14 protein-coding genes are annotated in these 18,589 nt (G+C 29.7%); all 14 read left to right on the forward strand.

Features of this window, described 5'->3' with window-relative positions; translation table 11 throughout:
• The first annotated feature begins 936 nt into the window (after nt 1–936).
• The 14 genes from ACQCPR_RS03840 (at nt 937) to ACQCPR_RS03905 (ending at nt 18,382) form a co-directional block, all read left to right on the forward strand.
• Nucleotides 937–1,458, forward strand: a complete 522-nt coding sequence (locus ACQCPR_RS03840) for a tetratricopeptide repeat protein (RefSeq protein ID WP_427138227.1) — start codon at nt 937–939, stop codon at nt 1,456–1,458.
• Nucleotides 1,455–3,002 (forward strand): O-antigen ligase family protein, encoded by a 1,548-nt coding sequence (locus ACQCPR_RS03845; protein ID WP_427138228.1) that lies wholly within the window; start codon nt 1,455–1,457, stop codon nt 3,000–3,002. The genes ACQCPR_RS03840 and ACQCPR_RS03845 overlap by 4 nt, the downstream gene beginning before the upstream one ends.
• Before the next feature lie 281 nt (nt 3,003–3,283).
• A complete protein-coding gene (locus ACQCPR_RS03850) occupies nt 3,284–5,143 on the forward strand; it encodes a polysaccharide biosynthesis protein (protein ID WP_427138229.1) in 1,860 nt (619 codons plus the stop codon).
• Nucleotides 5,144–5,148: 5 nt separating this feature from the next.
• On the forward strand, nt 5,149–5,730 hold the full coding sequence (locus ACQCPR_RS03855) for a sugar transferase (protein WP_350472759.1): 582 nt from the start codon (nt 5,149–5,151) through the stop codon (nt 5,728–5,730).
• An 18-nt stretch (nt 5,731–5,748) separates the two neighbouring features.
• A complete protein-coding gene (locus ACQCPR_RS03860; RefSeq protein ID WP_427138230.1) occupies nt 5,749–6,639 on the forward strand; it encodes an NAD-dependent epimerase/dehydratase family protein in 891 nt (296 codons plus the stop codon).
• Nucleotides 6,640–7,809: a glycosyltransferase family 4 protein gene (locus ACQCPR_RS03865; RefSeq protein WP_427138231.1), complete on the forward strand. Its 1,170-nt coding sequence runs from the start codon at nt 6,640–6,642 to the stop codon at nt 7,807–7,809.
• Between the two features lie 15 nt (nt 7,810–7,824).
• On the forward strand, nt 7,825–8,847 hold the full coding sequence (locus tag ACQCPR_RS03870) for a nucleoside-diphosphate sugar epimerase/dehydratase (RefSeq protein ID WP_350472762.1): 1,023 nt from the start codon (nt 7,825–7,827) through the stop codon (nt 8,845–8,847).
• Nucleotides 8,844–9,953 carry an NAD-dependent epimerase/dehydratase family protein gene (locus tag ACQCPR_RS03875; protein ID WP_427138902.1) on the forward strand — a complete coding sequence of 370 codons (1,110 nt, stop codon included), beginning with the start codon at nt 8,844–8,846 and terminating at the stop codon, nt 9,951–9,953. Before ACQCPR_RS03870 ends, ACQCPR_RS03875 begins: the two co-directional genes overlap by 4 nt.
• 3 nt (nt 9,954–9,956) lie before the next feature.
• Nucleotides 9,957–11,084: a non-hydrolyzing UDP-N-acetylglucosamine 2-epimerase gene (gene wecB, locus ACQCPR_RS03880; protein ID WP_350472763.1), complete on the forward strand. Its 1,128-nt coding sequence runs from the start codon at nt 9,957–9,959 to the stop codon at nt 11,082–11,084.
• A gap of 229 nt (nt 11,085–11,313) precedes the next feature.
• Nucleotides 11,314–12,546 carry a glycosyltransferase gene (locus ACQCPR_RS03885; RefSeq protein ID WP_427138232.1) on the forward strand — a complete coding sequence of 411 codons (1,233 nt, stop codon included), beginning with the start codon at nt 11,314–11,316 and terminating at the stop codon, nt 12,544–12,546.
• A gap of 52 nt (nt 12,547–12,598) precedes the next feature.
• Nucleotides 12,599–13,918, forward strand: coding sequence for an O-antigen ligase family protein (locus tag ACQCPR_RS03890; RefSeq protein ID WP_350472765.1), 1,320 nt, complete (start codon nt 12,599–12,601; stop codon nt 13,916–13,918).
• Between the two features lie 33 nt (nt 13,919–13,951).
• Nucleotides 13,952–15,289, forward strand: a complete 1,338-nt coding sequence (locus ACQCPR_RS03895; protein WP_350472766.1) for a hypothetical protein — start codon at nt 13,952–13,954, stop codon at nt 15,287–15,289.
• Nucleotides 15,286–16,842 (forward strand): murein biosynthesis integral membrane protein MurJ, encoded by a 1,557-nt coding sequence (murJ, locus tag ACQCPR_RS03900; RefSeq protein WP_427138233.1) that lies wholly within the window; start codon nt 15,286–15,288, stop codon nt 16,840–16,842. The genes ACQCPR_RS03895 and murJ overlap by 4 nt, the downstream gene beginning before the upstream one ends.
• A gap of 367 nt (nt 16,843–17,209) precedes the next feature.
• The gene (locus ACQCPR_RS03905; protein ID WP_427138234.1) at nt 17,210–18,382 is read left to right on the forward strand and encodes a serine hydrolase domain-containing protein; all 1,173 of its coding nucleotides are present in this window, start codon (nt 17,210–17,212) and stop codon (nt 18,380–18,382) included.
• The last annotated feature ends 207 nt before the right edge of the window (nt 18,383–18,589 follow it).

Here is an 18,589-nt window from a genome sequence, read left to right on the forward strand (position 1 = left end):
GTAATGTAAGGAAAAAATGTAGCTTAACTCTACGTTCATGCTATATTCTTTAAAAGGATACTACTTCAAAGGGTATTATATTACGAATATTTCATGCTAAGCAGAATCATCCATGTAAGTTATTATTGAATATGTAAATAAGGTTAAACGGGGTGTTTTGTACGTTTTTTCTTATTAGATGAGAAAGGATAGATAATGTACCTTATACATTGGATTTATGAGACTGGATTAAATAATTAGAACTGTTAATTTCCATTTCCTATGCACACCCACTACTTTTAACAATATAATGTGTTGTACTCAATGATATGATTACAATAATCACTATCTTAGTGAATAATAGGAATCAAAGTTAATATATAGTAATAAAAGGGCCAGTTGAATTTGAGTACTATTCAGTAATGAAAGAAGAAGAAAGTTAATATTAATTTATAGTAGTAAAAATTAAGAGAAATAGTAATTTTTACTTAAAAAGCAGTTGAAAAAGTTAACGATATAATCTTCTAGATTTTCTTTTATGCTTTGGATAACCTATTTTCTCTAGATATCTAAAAAACAACGAACCTGTACCTAAGAGTTGAATGTGTTGACAGACAGACAAACGCCATAAAATCACCCAAAAAATAATATTGATTGTAAAGAAGATCACAACCAATATCATTAAAAGTTTAGCATGGTATAGCAAAATATTTGTCTAAAACTCTTCAAAAACGATAAGGTTTTGACGATAAAGGACAGGACATCTCCTTTGACCAGTTTTTCTCATAAAATAAAAATTTCTGTAGAATTTAATTGTGGAAATGGAATATTAAATCTAATAAAAGAAGATAAAACAGGGCCGTAGATTCTCTGTACTTCTATGAATTCTGTCGAAACTAAACATATTATATGGTATAATTTTAAAGATATATGTCGTATTGAGGAGATATTGGAATAATGATTAATCAAAAAAAATTTTTTTCAAAAGAAAAACGGGATTATACTAATTACTTCATTGCTGGTTTTATATTGTTGATTGCAGCTACCCTAGTTTTCATTCAAAATGAAGCTCAAAATCAAAATAACAAATTACAAAGAGACTTCTTATTGTACCAGGAAACAAATACATATCTTCAAAAAGGTGAGACAGAGCCAATCATAGAACCATTAAGTAAATTACATGAAACATACAATATGGATTTCAATATTTCTTATGGACTTGCCTTTTCATATTTAAATAACGGTAATTATGAAGCGGCACTACCTATGTATACTAAAAGTATGGATCTAAACCCATTTTTAGTTGAAAATGAAGATTTTATGTATCAATACGCCCTAGTATTATCATATAACGAACAATATGAAGATGCAATTACAGTAATTAATCAATTGCTGACACTTCCGATTGATGAGTCTTTTAAGGCAGAGGTAACCAAATTAAAAGATTCTTTAAGTAATAAGAAAGGATCGACAACATGAGCAAATTGAATGTAAGCAGAATATCAATTAAGAGAGATGAGCTAGAAGATAGAGCTTCTATAGAAAAAATTGATCGAATAATATTTTGGGCTTTTATAACTGCATTGGCACTAATTCCAATATTAATTGGTGCAAAAGCAAAATTGTTTGTTAGTCCATTAATTTCTGGTTCAGGAATTACGAGTACTGGTTATCAATTAGATTTCTTTACTTATTTTAAGCTTATTTTGTTATTAATAATATCAATAGCTACTTTAGTATTATTGCTTTATAAAATATATTTTTTAAATTACAAACTAAAATTAAACGTATTAACGTTTTCACTTGTTGCTTTTATTGTTGCTCTAACACTTTCTGTAGTTTTTGCAGAGTACAAGTCTATTGCACTTTGGGGAATGTATAACCGCCATGATGGAGCTATTACATTTATCTCCTATATAGTTTTAATGATTGTTGCATTAAATATAACTTACCCTAAAAATGCATTAAATAAATTAGTATACGCCTTATACCCGTTTGTTTGGATAAATATGGTTATAGCGATTCTTAATTTATATGGAATTAATATTTTGCATAATTCAAGAGTAGAAAAATTGTTTACTCTATTTTTAAAGGATGGCATAACCCTTAGTGAGGGGGCAGTTTTAACAGGGACTCTGAATCAATGGAATTACATGAGTGGGTACTCGGCAGTTATGGCAATTATCTTTTTAGCTTTAACTCTATTTCATGGTTCGGTTAAATCTAAAGTGGTTAATCTTCTAACTGCTACAGCAGCATTTTTGACTATACTTGCTTCTATTTCAACAAGTGGATTTATCACTTTAATCATAATGATGTTACTAGTAATAATTATAATTTTTATGAAGAAAAACAAAAAGGAATCGATTATATGGCTAGGAATTTTTATCATTCTAACTACCATTTCAACAGGGGTTCTTGCAAAACAAAATCAAAAAGTATGGGACGAGTCATTAGGTTTCTTTATAAAAACTAATCCTTTTGTTGAACTTGAGGGAACTTTAGAAGATTTAAGTTTTAAAAATTACAAAGTTTCAGCTGCAGATGTTAATTTAGAATTACCAACATTAACTGAACGGTATTATTCTGCTGGATCCGGACGAACGTATATTTGGTCAAACGTTTTAGAATTAATTAAAGAAAAGCCCATTTTAGGTTATGGCCTAGATACTTTGACATACCATTTTCCGCAGAATGATATTAACAAGAGGTCTGGAATATATGATGAAAATACTTTAATTGACAAGCCGCATAATTTATATCTTGGAATTATGTATGGTACCGGATTATTTGGTTTAATTAGTTTCATACTAATACTTTCAACATATACGCTTAAGCTATTGAAGTTTGTAATAAAAAGCAAAGATTCTCCTATAGTATTGGCATTCTTTTTGGGTTGGGGAGCATTTCTCATTCAAGCTATATTCAACGACTCAGTAATTGGGGCAACAATTGTGCCATTATTAACAATATCAATTATTTATGCAATATCAAATAGTAATTCCCACAAGATGATATTGTAAACGAAAAAACTCTTGATCTATGTGACTTAAGAGTTATTAGGAGGAAATCAAAATTAATATGGTTATTCGAATAATAAGTGCTGTGTTGTTTGATGTTATTCTTGCGTTTATATAAAGGGAAATATTATAAGCAATCGTTCTATTATTATACTTCTATAAAGCCAATTGTACATTAAAAAATGACTCTCCTATATTTTAAATTATATTGCAATTAGCAAGGTCATTGGCTCAATAATCAGTTAAAGATTGTATTTTAAAAACAAACAAGTAGGAGGAAAATAATGGGGTATAGACAAAGAATTGCTGCATTTATAGTATTAGATTCCATCATTGTATTGACAGCTATTTTCTTTAGTTATTTTTTATTACATCCAACACTGACGGTTTATTCACTACCAACTCTCATAATAAGTGCTATCACTTTACTAATTTCACATCATATTGCTGCTTATTACTTTCATCTTTATGATCGGATTTGGAGTGTTGCATCTGTAAGTGAATTGTTAACCATTGTTTATTCAGTTACGATTTCAGTCGGAGCTGCCAGTTTAATGCAGTATACAGTGCAAAAAGATATATATTTCCGAGTCATGGCCGTTACTTGGATGATACATATTATTGCTATTGGTGGATCCCGATTTGCACTTCGAGTTTTTGGCGAACAAAAAATGCAAAATAGTAACCAACATAAATATCGATCGATTATTGTAGGTGCAGGACAAGCAGGAACAATTCTTGCAAAACAAATGCGACAATCAAAAAATTCCGATCTTATTCCTGTAGCTTTTGTTGATGACGATCCAAACAAACAAAAACTTAAAATGTTAGATATCCCTGTTAAAGGAACTGTAGAGGATATTCCTGAGATAGTGGAATCCCTTGCTATTGACCATATAATTATAGCGATTCCATCTTTAACAAAAAAAGATATTAAAGAAATTTTTGAACATTGTTCAAAAACGAAGGCAAAGGTAAAAATCATGCCAAGTATTGAAGCTGTGATGACTGGCAAACTCTCTGTAAGCGAAATGAGAGAAGTGAAGATTGAGGATTTACTTGGCCGTGAAGAAGTAGAACTAGATATGAGAGCGATAAGTGAAAAGCTTACTGAAAAAAAGATATTAGTAACAGGTGCTGGTGGCTCGATAGGTTCCGAGATTTGCCGACAAGTAGCTTGTTTTAATCCAAATCAACTTATACTGCTTGGACATGGAGAAAACTCCATCTACCATATCGTTAACGAACTTCGACAAAATGTTTCAGAAGGAATTGAAGTTATTCCAATTATTGCAGATGTTCAAGATCGGGATAGAATATTTGAAGTTATTCAACAATACAAACCAGATGTGATATATCATGCAGCAGCACATAAACATGTTCCATTAATGGAAACTAATCCAATGGAAGCTGTTAAGAATAATGTATTTGGAACAAAAAATATTGCAGAAGCAGCAGATACTTTCGAAGTTGGGCATTTTGTTTTAATTTCGACGGATAAAGCTGTCAACCCACCAAACGTGATGGGGGCTACAAAACGATTTGCAGAAATGATTGTGCAAAACCTTGCTAAGGGTAGTAAGACCAAATTTGCAGCTGTTCGTTTTGGGAATGTACTTGGATCTAGAGGAAGTGTAGTACCTTTATTTAAGAAACAAATAGCAGCTGGAGGTCCAGTTACCATTACAGACAAGCGAATGACCAGGTACTTCATGACTATCCCAGAAGCTTCTAGACTTGTTATTCAAGCTGGTACTCTTGCAAATGGTGGAGAGATATTTGTATTAGATATGGGGGAACCTGTGAAGATTTATGATCTTGCTACTAATCTTATTAAACTTTCCGGATATTCAGTGGAGGATATTAAAATAATTGAGACAGGTATTAGAACTGGAGAAAAATTATATGAAGAGTTGATGAATGATAGCGAAAGGCAGAGCGAGGTTGTATTTCCTAAGATATATATTGGCAAGGCTACACCAATTACTAATCATGAGTTACTGTACTTGCTGGAAAAAATTACAACACTTTCACTGAACGAATTAAAAAAAACATTATTAGAAGTAGCAAATAAGAAGAATGTTGAGTTTGATAGTTCTAGAATGACTATTAATGCTGGAAGAGATTTGTTGGCAAAAGGGTGAATTATTTGTACAAATATAATAAGAGAACAATTGATATATTACTTTCTGGGTTAGGGATAGTAGTTCTATCTCCTATATTTCTGCTAATAGCCTTATTAATAAAAACAGATTCGAAAGGAACTGTTTTTTTTAAACAAAAAAGAGTGGGAAAAAATAAGTCCCATTTCTACATTTTAAAGTTTAGAACGATGAAAGTTGAAACTCCTAGTGATACACCTACTCATTTACTAGGAGATGCAACATCTCATATAACTCAAATAGGAAGATTTTTAAGGAAATCAAGCTTAGATGAATTACCACAATTGATAAACATTTTTAAAGGTGATATGAGTATAGTAGGACCACGTCCAGCTCTTTGGAATCAGTATGATTTGATAGATGAAAGAGAAAAGTACAATGCAAATGAAGTTCATCCTGGGTTAACAGGTCTTGCACAGATAAGTGGAAGGGACGAATTACCAATTTCATTGAAAGCAAAGCTCGATGGTGAATATGTACAAAAGAAAAGCTTGTACTTAGACTTAGTAATATTTACTAAAACTATCTTTAGTGTATTAAAATCAGATGGCGTAAAAGAAGGTAATTAGAAAAGAAGGTGATAATGAATGTTATATATAACAGGTATAACTGGCCATACAGGAGCGTGGTTGTTAAAACGTCTGATAAAGGAGAACTATCAAGGATTAATAAAATGTGTGGTCCGTAAAGACAGTGATACAACTTTAATTGATCAATCTGGATTAAATATTGAAAAGTTGTATGGTGACTTAAATGACATTCATTTCTTAACGGATTCAATGAAAAATGTAGAAACTGTAATTCATATATCTTCAATTATGTATTCACCTAAAGTACTAGAATCCGCAATAAAGAATAATGTTAATTGGTCTATTTTAGTACATACAACTGGTCGTTATTCCAAATATAAAAGTGCTTCTGAAGAATATATTAAAATAGAAGATAGTTTGTTAGAAATGAAAGATAAAATAAATTTAACTGTTTTAAGACCAACTATGATTTATGGTTCTTCAGCAGATAGAAACATGATTAAATTAATAGATTTTTTATACCGCTTTAAATTCTTTCCCCTATTTGGAAAAGGAGAAAACCTGATGCAACCTGTCCATGCGAAAGACTTAGGTAATGCATATTATGATGTTTTAATGAATAAAGAGGCAACTATGAATCAAAATTATAATTTAGCGGGGAAAGAGCCTATAAGCTATAAAACTTTGATAAATATAGTATCTTCTAAACTACATAAGAAAACAGTTCTAATATCTATACCACTTGGGTTCTCAATTTTTTTAGCAAAAGTTTATAATAAAATTACTTCTAAAGCACTAATTTCCGAAGAACAAGTCCTGCGAATGCAGGAAGACAAAGCTTTTCCATACGATAAGGCGACAAAAGATTTCGGATACAATCCAATAGATTATGAAAACGGAATAGATGAAGAAATAAAACTGTATTTAAAGAGTAAAGGGAAGATGTAAATGAAGATTTTAATCGTCTGTCAGTATTTCTACCCAGAGCGTTTTCGTGTAAATGATATTAGTTTTGAATTAGTTAAACAGGGTCATGATGTTACAGTTCTAACGGGTCTTCCTAACTATCCTGATGGAGTTGTTAAAAAGGAGTATAAGGCAATACGCTATGAAGATATAAACGGTGTCAAAGTGTATAGGTCGTGGTTAATAGGAAGAGGGAAATCTAATAATACACTCTTTCTAAATTATATTAGTTTTGCAATTTCATCATCTTTAAGAGTGTTAAAGTTAAAAGGAGAATATGACAAGATTATCGTTTATCAATTATCTCCAGTATCTATGGCTATTCCTGGTATTATAGTTAAGAAAAAATTTAAAAAGCCTTTAATAATTTATGCTCATGATTTGTGGCCAGAAAGTATTGTGTCTGGTGGCATACAGACAAAAGGTATAGTCTATAAAATTGTTAAACGAATAAGTAAAGCAATCTATAATCAATCAGATGAAATATGGTTAAGTTCAAAGATGTTTGAAAACTATTTCAATGACTATTTAAAAATTGATAAACCAATGAAGCATTTGCCAGTCTATGCTGAAGACTTATTCGGAACAATTCCTCCAAGGGAAAATGATGGAAATACTAATCTTGTCTTTGCAGGTAACATTGGTGAGATGCAAAGTGTAGAAACTATTCTTTTTGCAGCGAATGAATTAAAACATAGAAATGATATTTTCTTTCACATTGTAGGAGATGGTTCTTCAAAAACGAAGTGCGAAAATATAAAAAGAAATTTAGAATTAAATAACGTAGTATTTTATGGAAGTCATCCTATTGAAAGAATGCCATATTATTATGCAATGGCAGATGCATTCTTAATTACCCTAAAAAATAACAAATCAATCTCGTACACACTTCCTAATAAAGTACAGTCATATATGGCTGCAGGTAAGCCGATATTAGGTTCCATTAATGGAGAGACTGCACAGGTAATAGCAGATGCAAATTGTGGATTTACTGTGAATGCTGAAGATTATAAAAAACTGGCAAATGTTATAGAAATGTTTACAAATATAAATAATAAAGATGAATTAAACCTGAATTCAAAGAAGTATTACGATGAAAATTATTCTAAAGAAAAATATTTCTGGAATTTATCTCAAATATTAAAAAGTTAAATGGAGATGTCAAAAATGTTCAAAAATAAAACCTTGCTAATAACCGGAGGAACTGGATCCTTTGGGAATGCTGTAATGGATAGGTTCTTAGATACAGATATTAAAGAAATTCGTATTTTTTCACGCGATGAAAAGAAACAAGATGATATGCGTAAGTTATATAATAATGATAAATTAAAGTTCTATATAGGTGATGTAAGAGATTTAGCTAGTGTTAAGTATGCAATGAATGATGTAGACTATGTTTTTCATGCTGCCGCTCTCAAGCAGGTTCCATCATGTGAATTTTTTCCTATGGAGGCTGTTAAGACAAATGTAATTGGAACTGAAAATGTATTAAATGCATCTATTGAATTTGGAGTGAAAAAAGTAATTTGTCTTTCAACAGATAAAGCGGCATATCCAATCAATGCAATGGGGATTTCAAAAGCGATGATGGAGAAAGTTTTTGTTGCAAAAGCTAAAACTGTTTCTCCAGAAAAAACTCTAATATGCGGTACAAGATATGGTAATGTGATGGCTTCTCGAGGTTCTGTTATTCCATTATTTGTTGAACAATTAAAATCAGGAAAACCACTTACTGTAACCGATCCAGAAATGACGCGTTTTTTAATGAGTCTTGAAGAAGCTGTAGAACTTGTTGTATTTGCATTTATGCATGCAAATGCAGGTGATATTATGGTACAAAAATCACCTGCCTCTACAATAGCCGACTTGGCTCAAGCCTTGAAAGAATTATTTAATGCTGATAATGAAATTAAGATTATCGGAACTAGGCATGGTGAAAAGCTTTTTGAAACATTATTAACAAGAGAAGAAAATGTTGTTGCTGTTGATTTAGAAGGGTTTTATAGAGTACCAGCAGATAATAGAGATTTAAATTATGATAAATATTTTGAAGATGGAGATAAAAATCTTTCATCGGATGAAGAGTACAATTCACATAATACTTATCGTCTTACTATTGAACAAATTAAAGGAAAGCTAATGGAGCTATCTTATATTCAAGAGGAATTGAAAGGATGGAAAAATTCGTGAAAATTCTCGTGACAGGAGCTGCGGGTTTTGTTGGAAAGAATTTAGTAGCGGAGTTAAAAAATAGAGGCTACAATAATTTGTTTTTATATACGAGAGAAAAATCCATTGAACAATTAGAGGAATTCACACAGGAATGTGACTTCGTTTTTCATCTTGCAGGTGTAAATAGACCTGAAAGTGAAAGTGCATTTATGGAAGGGAACTATGAATTCACCTCAGATTTATTATCAATGTTAAAGAAAAATAATAATAATGCACCAGTTCTTATTACTTCCTCTATACAAGCAGAATTAGATAATCCCTATGGTAAAAGCAAGAAAGCTGGGGAGGAGATATTGTTTAAGTATAGCAAGGAAACAGGAGCAAATGTTTTAGTATATAGATTACCAAATCTGTTTGGAAAGTGGAGTATTCCAAACTATAATACAGTAGTTGCCACATATTGCTATAATATTTCGAGGGGTATTGATATTAAAGTTAATAACTCGGAAGCACAGTTAACACTTTGTTATATAGATGATTTACTAGAGGAATTTGTTAATGCCCTAGAAGGAAAATCAAATCAAGGTGAAAAATATTGTTTTGTACAACCAACTTATAAAATTACATTGAATGATTTAGCAAGTCTTATAAGAAGTTTTAAAGAGTCAAGAGAAACTTTGTATATTCCAAATATGAACGATTCACTGACAAAAAAACTATATAGTACATATCTAAGCTTTTTACCAGAAGATGATTTTGCCTATGAATTAAAAATGAATATAGATAATAGAGGATCATTTACAGAGTTTTTAAGAACTCCTGATAGAGGCCAAGTTTCTGTAAATATTTCCAAACCTGGTATTACCAAAGGAAACCATTGGCATCATACTAAGAATGAAAAATTCCTTGTAGTCAGCGGTCAAGGTTTAATAAGATTTAGAAATATTTTTACGGAAGAAATTAAAGAGTATAAGGTAAGTGGTGAAAAATTGGTAGTTGTCGATATACCAGTAGGTTACACACACTCAATTGTAAATATTGGGAAAACGGATTTAGTGACGGTTATGTGGGTCAATGAACCATTTAATTCAGAGATTCCAGATACAAATTTCTTGGAGGTTTAACTAGTGAATAAATTAAAAATAATGACTATTGTTGGTACGAGACCAGAAATTATTCGTCTATCAGAAGTTATAAAATCTTGTGATAGATATTTTAATCATGTATTGGTTCATACTGGGCAAAATTGGGATTATACTTTAAACGAAGTTTTTTTTGAAGAGTTAAAATTAAGAAAACCAGATCATTTTCTATCAGCAGTTGGAGAAAATCTTGGTCAAACAATGGGAAACATCATTGCCAAATCATATGAAGTATTGGCTAAAGAAATGCCAGATGCTTTATTAATTTTAGGAGATACAAACAGTTGTCTATCAGCAGTTGCGGCAAAACGCCTAAAAATTCCTGTTTTTCATATGGAAGCGGGAAATCGATGTTTTGATCAGAACGTTCCTGAAGAAATAAATCGTAAGATTGTAGACCATGTTTCTGATATTAACTTAGCCTACACGGAACATAGTCGTCGCTACTTAATTTCTGAAGGAATTCGTAAAGAGCATATATTCGTTACAGGATCACCTATGAAAGAAGTACTTGAGAAGAACATGAAGAGCATTGAAAGTAGCACTGTATTGAAAGAACTAAACCTAGAAAAAGACAATTATATTTTAGTTTCTGCCCATCGTGAGGAGAACATCGATAACAAGGAAAACTTCCTATCCCTAATGAATGCAATTAATAAAATTGCTGAGAAATACCAATTACCAATTGTATATTCAACACATCCACGTAGTTGGAACAAAATTCAAGAACATGGTTTTAAGTTTCATCCTTTAGTACAACAATTAAAGCCCTTTGGATTCTTTGATTATAATAAATTACAAATGAATTCATTTGCGGTATTATCTGATAGTGGTACGTTATCTGAAGAATCAGCTATGCTAAATTTCCCAGGTATCTTAATTAGAACATCTACAGAACGCCCAGAAGTTTTGGATAAAGGCACAGTAATAGTAGGTGGTATTAAGGAAACACAATTAGTCCAATCGGTAGAATTAGCTCGTGCTATGTGGGAAAACGAAGAAAAAACATATTTGGCAAATAATTATCAAGATGAGAATGTTTCAGTGAAAGTAGTGAAAATCATCCAAAGTTATACTGAAATTATTAATAATGTTATTTGGAATAAAAAATAAGGATATTAAAGTTTTTGATTTTAAAAATGCAAAAGCAAATTATTTAGAAATCAAGAAGAATTATTATCTTTAACTTTAATTACCAAATGTGTGTTTTTAGTATAATTATATTCTTGAAAAATGCCTTTGTAATGGTTTTGAGCATATTAGCTCCATTTATTCCATTATAAAGGTTTTTTAAAAATAAATAGTTTAGTTATATAATGTAATTCATATTGGAGATGTAATGATGAAAGAAATAGAAATTTTGTTTATTGGGTTTTTATTATCTGATGAAAAAATGAAGGAAATATACGACAAGGAAAAAAAATTAATGCATTACGCAGCTAATAAATTTCAATGGAACTTAATTAGAGGTTTGAAAGAAAGTGAAGAGATAAAACGTATTATTGCTCTTTCTACCCCATCAATTTCTTGTTACCCTAGTCATCCAACAATATTTATGAAACAAGATAAAGAGTTAAAAGGGAAATTGGAAATAAAGTATATTCCTTTTTTAAATTTAAGAATTTTAAAAAGTTTAACAACGTTTATAAGTAGCATTTACCATACATTGTTATGGCAATTAAAAAACAGAAAAAAAGACAAACTAGTAGTTACATATGCTATGTATAATCCTTATATGCTTGTAAACTATTTATTAGGTAAATTATTCTCAACTCCGCAAATAATTGTAATTTTAGATTTCCCAGAATTTATGAATTTAAAGAGTGATGAATTAGATTTATTATCTAGTTTTATAAGGAAACTAAATATAAAAATTGGTTGGAAGATAGTAAACTCATTTGACGGATACATTTTGTTAACCGAACATATTGCAACAAAACTAAATTTAGGTTCTGAAAAATATATAATATTAGAAGGTTTTGCTGATATTGATACTAACTCTAGCTTAAGCTCAAGTGCAGAAGTAAAAAGTGAGAAAAGAATAGTAATGTACGCTGGTTCTTTAAATGAAAAATATGGTGTCAAAGATTTAATTGATGGGTTTGAAATGTTAGAGAATAATAATTTCGAATTATGGTTATGTGGAATTGGAGATTCTGAAAGTTATATCAAAGAAAGAGCAAAGGTTGATAGTAGAATTAAATACTATGGTCAATTAGACAATAAGCAGGTAAAGCTTTTGCAACAAAAAGTACATATTCTAATAAATCCTCGTCCTAGTAAACACGAATTTACTAAGTACTCTTTTCCGTCCAAAATTATGGAATACATGAGTAGTGGTAAAGCAGTAGTTACGACGAAGTTAGCAGGAATACCGATAGAATATTATCCTTATGTTCATTTACTTGAAGATGAAACACCTAAAGGTATTGCAAATATTATATTAAGAGTAGGAAGCCTTACATCTGAAGAATTAGAGTCATTTGGAAAGACTGCATATGAATTTATAACTTTTAATAAGAATTATCAGGCCCAATCTAGAAAGATTTTAAGACTGTTTAGTAAATATGTGTAAATTTTAAGACATCCAAAGGTTTAATATAAAATTGTTTAGTGGAGCGGATTCTATGGTTAATTTTAAAAATACTAGTCAATTTTTTAGACCAGCATTTATTATTGGATTACTTTCATTCATTCCAATTAATATTCCCATGCCCATTTCAGATAACGGTAAAATGGAAGTCTACTTAATTGAGCTATTTTTGCCAGTTTTGTTTTTTTATATATGTAGTCTCATTTTGAAAAAAAAGTATCTTATGAGTGTTTTAGTTAAGTACTTATTTTATTTAGTCTTAGTCTTTATAGTTTATTATTTTTTTATTTCAATATACCGTTACATAAATGGTTATGAAATTAAACAAAGCTTATTGGCCTTGAGGACAACTTTACCCCCATTAATAATACTATTATTAATAGACAGCAAGATTATTAAAATCAAAGAACTTTTAATAGATTTAATACTACTCAACCTTTTAATAAATATAATTCAATTATTTAATATTGATATATTAAGAATGTCTCCTTTCATGGGGAATATCATGGTTTATTTAAGCGTAATACTATTACTTTTACCATTAAATTTTTATATTCTATTGGAAAATAAATCATTTAAATATAGTAAAATAATTAGTTTAATTGCTATATTTAATATAACAATTGCTTTGATTTTCCCAGCTTTAGGTGGATCAAGGATTGCTTTTTATTTAGCTTGTGGTGTATTTTTGGTTTGTATGATTGTGTATTCATTTATTAATAAAAAGCTATTCTCCCGTGCCATTATCTCATTAATGATAGCTGTAACTTTTCTATCAATTATATGGTATACCAATCCGCAGGGAATGAGCTTTGGTCTTTATAGACTATTTCCTATGGATGTTGAACAAGTATTAGTTCCGGATGATATTCATAATAAGTCTGAGCTAACTGAAAAACAAAAGAATAAACTAAAAATAATAGATGAGACAGTTCAAGTTATGCAACAAGAAACTACCGCTAGTAATGATATAAGAAGTTATTTATGGGAGAAATCTATTGATGAAATTTTAGAAAGTCCTTTATTGGGGAAGGGGACAATATATTTTGAGTTCCCAAATAATTATAATGTTACTCAACAGGCCGCTCATAATTTTATTTTAGAATATACTAATGCCTATGGAATAATTGGCTTAATTATCTTTTTAAGTTTTATATTTGTAACTGTTTTATATACAACTCGATATAATTTTAATATTAAAGATACTAGGAAAAACATTATAAAATTTAATCTTATTATGTCAATAGGTATAATGTTTGCAATATCGCTATTTCAACCTACGATGTTAATAATCAGTCCGGTAATATTTTTTTGGTTAATAATTAGTTTAAATTATGGTTTAATAACAGACTAATTTTTAAAATAAGTAAAGTAAAGGATGAAAAAAATGTATGAAAACGATTATCCTAAAGTAATTGTTGTTAGCCATAATCCTTTTAGCGAGAATCAAAATAATGGGAAAACATTACTTAATTTTTTTAAAGGTTGGCCAAAAGAAAATATCTCGCAGTTACACTTTTCAATGGAAAATCCAAGCTATTTAGTGTGTGAGAATTATTATAGAATTTTAGATTTAGAAATATTAAAGAAGTATTTTAGACAGCAAAATAAAGTTGGTAGTATTACAGGTAAGAACGAGGATGTGAACAACAAAAAAACAAAACTAAATAATAGTAGCATATATACTTTTATTAAGAAAATTTTTCAAAATAATTTTCCTTCTGCGTTATTATTTAGAGACTTTCTTTGGAACAAAGACTATTGGAAAACTAGTGAACTAGTGGAATGGATAGATAACCAAAATCCTGATTTAGTCTTTTATCAAAGTAGTAATTGCCCGTTTAGTTTTAAAATTGTAAAGTGGATATGTGAAGAAAGAAATATTCCTTTAATAATGCAAACAACTGATGATTATGTAACGGCACACTTCTCGATTGATCCATTCTATTGGATACATCATTTTAAGATAAAAAAACAGTATAAATGGGCTGTAGGCTATTCAAATTATGTTATTGCAATTGGTGATTTAATGGAAAAAGAGTACAAGAATAGATTTGGTGGATCGTATAAGGTTGCAATGAATAGTGTAACTATACCTGATTCTAGTGACTTTCATAATTCTAGTAATTCTGGTAAGATTAAATTTTTGTTCGCAGGTAATTTAGGTTTGAATAGATGGAAAGTAATAGTTAAAATTGCGGAGGCCTTAAAAGTGCTTGAAACAGAGGGGATTTATGCAGAATTAGAAATATATTCATTAGCAGTACCCCCAAAAAACATTTTAGATAAAATGAATCTTTCACCAAATATAGGTTTTAGAGGCTCTTTAAATCAAGAAGAATTGGATAGAAAGGTAAAGAATTCAGATGTACTAATACATGTTGAAGCATTTGATAGAAAAAATAGAAATATTACAAGGTTATCTATTTCAACCAAAATCCCAGAGTATATGAGGTCTAATAGGTGTATTTTTGCTGTCGGACCAAATGATGTCGCTTCTATGCAATATATAGAAAAAAATAATCTTGGAGTAGTATTAAATACCTTAGATAAAAGTCATCTAAAAAGTAATACAAAAGAACTCATTAACAATAGTGAGTTAAGAAGGAAGTATGCTGAAAATGCTATGACTATGGTAAAAGAAAGACATAGTATAGGTCATACAAATGAAATGATTAGAAAGATTGTTTCTGAATCAGTAAATTCAAAGGGAATAGAAGTGTGAAATCACAAGATCAAAAAAAAAATATCATAAGTATGGCATTGTGGTTAACAGTAATAACGGCTGTTGTCAAATTGATTTCATTTTTGAGAGAAATTGTTATTTCTGCTTATTATGGGACTTCCGTTCAAAGTGATGCTTATAGCTTTTCTTTTAATTTAATAAATATGATATTCCTACTAATTAGCACCTACTTAGTTACTACATATGGGCCGACATTTATAAAAATGAAAGAAGAAAAGAATTTCGAGAAAAGTATTAAGTTTACCAATAATATAATAACAACTGTTGCGATTATATCAACAAGCATTACTTTAATAGGTATAGTTTTTGCGCCAATAATTGTACAAGTTATAGCACCCACATATGAAGGACCACTACTTGATATAAATATTATGGTTCTAAGAGCGATGTTTTTAATGCTTCCATTTATTAGTATAGCGGCTGTATACAGTTCATTTTTAAATGCACAGAACTCATACCTAGCACCTCAGCTAGTTTGGTTGCCAGGAAGTTTATTAATTATCTTTTCGTGTGTTATCTTGGGATCAAAACACGGTATTAATACAGTAGTAATTGCCGCAGTTTTAGGTTCGATGTTGCAAATACTTATTCAGTTACCTTGGTCAAGAAAATACTTTAGTTATAAATTATATTTAAATCTTAAAGATGATAACTTGAAAAAATCATTTAAATTGGCAATACCAGCTTTTTTAGGTACTTTTTTTGGAAGCATAAGTATTGTTGTAGATAGATTTTTAATATCACATTTAACTGTAGGAAGTATGTCAGCATTAGATTTTGCAACTAAACTAATTGCTCTTATAACTTCTTTATTATTAGTACCTATTACTACAATTCTTTTCACACAAATAACTGAAAGTATTTCTAAAAAACAGTTTAAAAGTGTTAATAATCTTCTAAATAAAAGTATACAAACAGTAAGTTTCTTATTATTTCCTATAGTAATAACCTCATTCTTAATACCGTTTGATATTGTTAAGATAGTTTATGAGCGGGGAAATTTTGATGCAGATGCTACTAATTTAACTGGTGAGGCTTTTAAATATTTAATAATTGGAGTGTTGTCACAAGGCATTTTTAATATAATTGCAAATTTCTTTTATGCAATACAAAAGACTATAATTCCTATGATTTGTGGTTCGATTGGGATTGGTTTCAATATCATTACCAGTATAATTTTTTCAAAAACTATGGGCATAGGTGGAATAGCATTAGGAACTTCTTTTGGGTATTTTATAGCGTTATTATTAATAATATTTGCTTTAAAGAGAGAGACTTCCTATATTAGTTTTAAGAGTTCTGTAAAGCAAGTTTTATTAATTATAATATCCTCGTCATTAAGTATTGTATTAGTCGTTAATACTCTTCAAGTGTTTTCTTTTGAAATAACATTATTCAAAGTTATTTTCTATTTTCTCTTTGTTATATTAGTTAATTTTGGCGTTAGTTTTATTATAAAAATCGAGGTTTCTTTAAAACTCTTTAAAACTGTCAAAAATAAACTAGTCAAAAAGTTCTATAGTGAAAATTAGAACTCCTAGAATGATGGATCCACTATATATAAATTCGATGAGATACTGTGGACAATTTCTCCCACTTAGCGGATTGAAACCCTCCAGTTAACCAATTTTATTAATTTACTGTAGGCTGGAAATTTGAAGGGAGTTTTTATTTTATATATTGGGGTTCATCAATAACTAAAATAAGTACTGAAAAAGGAAGCCTCATGAAAAACCGTAGTTATACTTGTAATCATTCCTAATAGATAGTTGAAAAGAAACTTGTTTACATATTTAGAAGAACAAAAGGATATCTGTGCTTATATAGATGAACTTACCTATAATATGCTCGTAATCCTTTACTCAAAATAAAAGGTTTCAGGATAATGGAGAAAAATTAATGATCTTCAAAAAAATTAAAGGTTTAATTATATTTTGTCTGTCTATCTTCTTATATTTACGGTACTGTATTTTCACACGTTCAGATTTGTCCACAGATAATTTACAAGAAAATAAAAATACAAAAGGTGATTTTATAAAGTCATCTTTTGAAGATTATGTTTCACAAGAAATGTGCGATACTATTGAAGAACTAAGGGTGGAACTAGATGTTCCGAGTATACAAGTATCTATAGTTTCAAAAGATCATGGCGAATTCAATTATATTTCAGGTTATGCAAATATTGAAAAAAAGAAAATTGCTACATTAAATACAGTTTATTACCTAGGTAGTTTAACTAAATTGTATGTACAAGCAGTAATATTAAAACTTGTTCAAGATAAAAAAGTCTCACTAGACGACTTGGTTATAGACTATATTAATATTTATCCAAACGATAAAAGTGTTACTATAAATCACTTATTAGATCATTCTAGTGGTCTATACGATCTTTTAAGCAGTAGAAGACACTTATTTAAACTATATTTTTTAGGGAAAAGACATACGACTGAGGATATTTTAAGAAATGTTAGAGAAAACAAACCCTATTTTGCACCTGGTGAGAAACGTAAGTACTCCAATACTGGGTATATTCTTCTTGGTTTAATAGCAGAGAAGGTAACAAATAAATCTTTTTCATATTTATTGAATCAATTCTTTTTAGATAATTATAAATTAACGAATACTTTTTATTCTTCTCAAGATGAACTTCCTAATAGTCTTGCCACTGGATATGATTTAGATATGTATCGTTTAGATAAAGTTGGCTTAAAGGCGAATGTAGAGAAGTATCCCTTTTCTCTTCCAACCGCAGGGTTTACATCTGGTGGAATTGTTTCTAATGCATCTAATGTTTGTAATTTTCTATTCAATATTTTTAATACATCTGTTCTTGATGATAAATATATACGTAAATTACGTTTATTTTTTATACCTAAAAATAAAGAGAATATAGTTCTGAGAACCAATATTGGTCATATATGCGGATATTATAATTTTTCTGGATACTCAGATAGTAAGAAATTTAGCATTGTTGTATTAACAAACTTGTCTTATGCTTCAGGTGGAGTTTACATACCCGAAAAGGTAGCTGATAAAATAATAGAAACAATGGTTAACAATGGTATTATTTAACTTTTACTTTAGATTAGAAATTCAACTGTATAACTCTGCTTATTAGATTAGGTATTAGCTTTAGCCAATGCATCAATCGTAGTACAAGATAATGATGGAACAAAAAGTAGATTCACAAACAATCAAGACAATACCAAATTCACTCCTGTGAACAACGGCGTCGGAACAATTGATTCAAGAAATGGCACCGCTGTTATCATGTCGCAA

Source organism: Psychrobacillus psychrodurans, from assembly GCF_050209195.1.
Taxonomy (GTDB): domain Bacteria; phylum Bacillota; class Bacilli; order Bacillales_A; family Planococcaceae; genus Psychrobacillus; species Psychrobacillus psychrodurans.

What these genes read in the sequence shown, in the direction of transcription:
- ACQCPR_RS03840 (WP_427138227.1), top strand. Translation starts at nt 937, where the DNA reads ATGATTAATCAAAAAAAATTTTTTTCAAAAGAAAAACGGGATTATACT.
- ACQCPR_RS03845 (WP_427138228.1), top strand. Translation starts at nt 1,455, where the DNA reads ATGAGCAAATTGAATGTAAGCAGAATATCAATTAAGAGAGATGAGCTA.
- ACQCPR_RS03850 (WP_427138229.1), top strand. Translation starts at nt 3,284, where the DNA reads ATGGGGTATAGACAAAGAATTGCTGCATTTATAGTATTAGATTCCATC.
- ACQCPR_RS03860 (WP_427138230.1), top strand. Translation starts at nt 5,749, where the DNA reads ATGTTATATATAACAGGTATAACTGGCCATACAGGAGCGTGGTTGTTA.
- ACQCPR_RS03865 (WP_427138231.1), top strand. Translation starts at nt 6,640, where the DNA reads ATGAAGATTTTAATCGTCTGTCAGTATTTCTACCCAGAGCGTTTTCGT.
- ACQCPR_RS03870 (WP_350472762.1), top strand. Translation starts at nt 7,825, where the DNA reads ATGTTCAAAAATAAAACCTTGCTAATAACCGGAGGAACTGGATCCTTT.
- ACQCPR_RS03885 (WP_427138232.1), top strand. Translation starts at nt 11,314, where the DNA reads ATGAAAGAAATAGAAATTTTGTTTATTGGGTTTTTATTATCTGATGAA.
- ACQCPR_RS03890 (WP_350472765.1), top strand. Translation starts at nt 12,599, where the DNA reads ATGGTTAATTTTAAAAATACTAGTCAATTTTTTAGACCAGCATTTATT.
- ACQCPR_RS03895 (WP_350472766.1), top strand. Translation starts at nt 13,952, where the DNA reads ATGTATGAAAACGATTATCCTAAAGTAATTGTTGTTAGCCATAATCCT.
- ACQCPR_RS03905 (WP_427138234.1), top strand. Translation starts at nt 17,210, where the DNA reads ATGATCTTCAAAAAAATTAAAGGTTTAATTATATTTTGTCTGTCTATC.